The sequence below is a fragment of the Oleiphilus sp. HI0123 genome (genome assembly GCF_001635315.1).
Genome location: NZ_LWGE01001481.1, coordinates 1 through 3004, shown reverse-complemented (window position 1 = coordinate 3004; position 3004 = coordinate 1). Strand labels below are relative to the sequence as shown.

Below are 3004 nucleotides of genomic sequence, written 5' to 3'. Positions count from 1 at the left end.
GTAGTAGGTAGCAACCCAGACGAGATGCTTAAACAAGGCTTTACCCAGGTCGGCCAAGACTTCCCTGTATTTCTCCACCCCAAAACTAGAGAAGAGTACGCTCTTGCGCGGACAGAGCGTAAAAACGGTCAGGGCTACCAAGGCTTCAGCTTTGACACGTCAAAATCAATCACTTTAGAACAAGACCTTATCAGAAGAGACCTAAGCATTAATGCGATGGCAATGAGCGCAGACGGTGAGCTGATTGATCCGTATGGCGGTCAAGACGATCTGAAGAACAGACTACTCAGGCACGTCTCGCCATCCTTCACAGAAGACCCACTAAGAATTCTACGCGTGGCTCGTTTCGCTGCTCGCTTTTATCACCTCGGCTTTAAAATAGCTGACGAAACACTCGATTTCATGAGCAAAATGGTTCTGAAAGGTGAGGCAAATCATTTAGTCCCTGAGCGTATCTGGCAAGAAACTGAACGAGCACTAAGTGAAAAGTCCCCTTGGATTTATTTTGAAGTACTTAGAAAAGTTGGCTGCCTGAAAGTCGTATTCCCGGAAATCGATGCGCTATTTGGCATTCCTCAGCCAGAAAAGTACCACCCAGAAATCGACTGTGGCATCCACGCTCTCATGTCCTTGGAGCAAGCTAGTCAACTAAGCCAATCAAAACAAGTTCGCTTTGCTGCTCTTACACACGACTTGGGAAAAGCTTGTACCGCCCCTGAAAAATGGCCAAGCCATCATGGCCATGAGCGCCTAGGTTTAGAGCCGATAAAGAAGCTCTGTGAACGAAATCGAGTACCGAATGAATACCGAGACCTGGCATGTTTATGCAGTGAATATCACACGCACATCCATAAAGCTTTTGAGTTAAGAAGCGAAACCATTCTGAAAGTTTTAAAGCAGTGCGACGCCTTTAGACGCCCTGAGCGCTTTGCAGAAATATTACTGTGCAGCAAGGCAGACTCACGAGGTAGGACCGGGTTTGAAAAGGCGCAATACCAACAAGCAGATCTTTTTAGCCGGATATTACACACTCTCAGCTTAATCACCACAAAAGAAATCGTTGCCGAGGGCTACAAAGGGAAAGAAATTGGCGAGCAGCTAGACCGTTTACGAAAAGAAAAAATAAAGCAGATAAAAAGCACTTATGAAGGAGAAAACTCGCCCACTAGCTGAGCATTTTTAAATCCGCACTGACGCCAAGCCTCATAACTTATGATTGCCACTGCATTGGACAAGTTTAGGCTTCTGCTATCGACCATCATTGGAATGCGGATTCTGTGTTCTGACTGAATACTCGCTAAAACTGAATCGGGCAGCCCTGCCGTTTCAGAACCAAACAATAATACGTCACCTTCCTGGTAAGTGAGCTGATCATGAGGCCCACTCCCCTTAGTTGTACATGCAATAATTCGCCGCCCTTCAACAGCCTCAAGAAAAGAAGCATAGTCCTTATGGCGCGTTACGTTTGCCATATCTCGATAGTCCAGACCCGCACGTCGAAGTTTCTTTTCTTCTAGATCAAACCCCAATGGCTCGATTAAATGAAGATAACAACCGTTGTTCGCAACCAGACGAATTATATTACCTGTATTGGGGGCGATCTGAGGTTCATAGAGTGCGATATGGAACATATATTTAATATCAACCAAATAGGGAAAATAGAAATAACAAAAAAATGCGCTCAAACAAAAAAGCAGTGCGACATAGCACTGCTTTCTTCTTTCATAACAAGAGGCTTAGTGAGTAGACTCACTACCCGCTTTTTTCTCAGCCGCTTCTTGCGCTTCTTTTTGCTTCTTCATTACAGCTTGAGCAAAGATAGCATCGAAGTTAACCGGTGCAACCATCATTGCCGGGAAGCTACCTTTAACGACAACTGTGTCAATAGTTTCACGCATGTAAGGGAATAGAAGATTTGGGCAAAACGCATTTAGCGCTTGTGCCAATTGAATACCTTCTAGACCTTCAAGCTTAAAGATGCCCGCTTGCTGAACTTCAACAATGTAAGCCGTCATACCTTCGACTGAAACGGTAAAAGTAGCTGAAACAACTACTTCATAGTGATCTTCACCTAAACCAGCATTTTTAGTATTGAGATCCATTTTCACTTCTGGCTTCCATTGTTTCTGGAAAACCATGGGTGAGTTCGGTGACTCAAAGGAAATATCTTTTACATAGATGCGCTGTAGGGCAAAGTTGACTTGTGGCTGCTGTTCCTCTTGAGCGCCAACTTCAGGCGTTTCATTCTCTGACATGATGGATCCTAATTCTTGATAATTTGATAACAGCTCGTAAAACTTAAGCTGACGAGCCAAAAGTTAAATACTAGGCGGTGCTAGTTAAAAATGCGAGCCTATCAAGCTCTTTTTTTAGTTTTTGCGATAGGAATAACCTTATAAGCTATAAGGTCTCCAATAAAGCGTCTAGCTCACCCTTTGCCTCTAAAGCAAATAAGTCGTCACAGCCACCTACGTGAGTTGTTCCAATCCAGATTTGTGGCACTGTATGCTGGCCAGATTCTTTCATCATCTTTTGCCTGATAGATGGATCTGCATCCACTAGAATTTCATCAAAGTTTACTTTCTTTTTTTGAAGAAGCGCTTTAGCACGAAAGCAAAACGGGCAGAATTTTGAAGAATACATTACGACCATTTTATTGACTCTTAGCTATTGTGTTTATTTACGAACCAGAGGCATATTGCTATTTTTCCACTCAGCAATACCACCACTCATACGGCAGACATTCTCAAAACCTTCTGCCTGCAAAGTCTTACCCGCCATTCCAGAGTGCTGACCCATTTTATCTACCAGGATAATTTGCTTATCCTTATATTTTTCCAGCTCAGTCGATCGCTCTTTCAAGTTTGCAAAAGGAATATGCAAGGCACCTGTAATTTTACCTTCAGAGAAGTCTTTCTTGTCACGTAAGTCAACGATCACAGCCTGATCTTTATTTAGTAAAAGCGTCGCCTCTTGAGGACTAACGGCTCTTCCAGAACGCGAT

General features: G+C 43.5%; 5 protein-coding genes. 1 reads left to right on the top strand and 4 read right to left on the bottom strand.

Translation table 11 applies throughout. From position 1 onward, the window contains the following. The coding region (locus tag A3761_RS19545; protein ID WP_197473127.1) for a multifunctional CCA addition/repair protein at positions 1-1173 on the top strand (1173 nt) is incomplete at its 5' end. Here the strand turns inward: A3761_RS19545 and A3761_RS19540 are convergent. From A3761_RS19540 to A3761_RS19525, 4 genes are all read right to left on the bottom strand, one after another. Beyond that, positions 1143-1631 carry a tRNA (cytidine(34)-2'-O)-methyltransferase gene (locus A3761_RS19540; protein ID WP_068511345.1) on the bottom strand — a complete coding sequence of 163 codons (489 nt, stop codon included), beginning with the start codon at positions 1629-1631 and terminating at the stop codon, positions 1143-1145. The genes A3761_RS19545 and A3761_RS19540 overlap by 31 nt on opposite strands. Before the next feature lie 105 nt (positions 1632-1736). Further along, entirely contained in the window at positions 1737-2255 is a 519-nt protein-coding gene (secB, locus tag A3761_RS19535) for a protein-export chaperone SecB (RefSeq protein ID WP_068511257.1), read from the bottom strand. 145 nt (positions 2256-2400) lie between these two features. Then, positions 2401-2652: a glutaredoxin 3 gene (grxC, locus tag A3761_RS19530; protein WP_068511259.1), complete on the bottom strand. Its 252-nt coding sequence runs from the start codon at positions 2650-2652 to the stop codon at positions 2401-2403. Between the two features lie 24 nt (positions 2653-2676). After that, a partial coding sequence (locus A3761_RS19525) for a rhodanese-like domain-containing protein (protein ID WP_068750722.1) occupies positions 2677-3004 on the bottom strand: 328 nt, incomplete at its 5' end.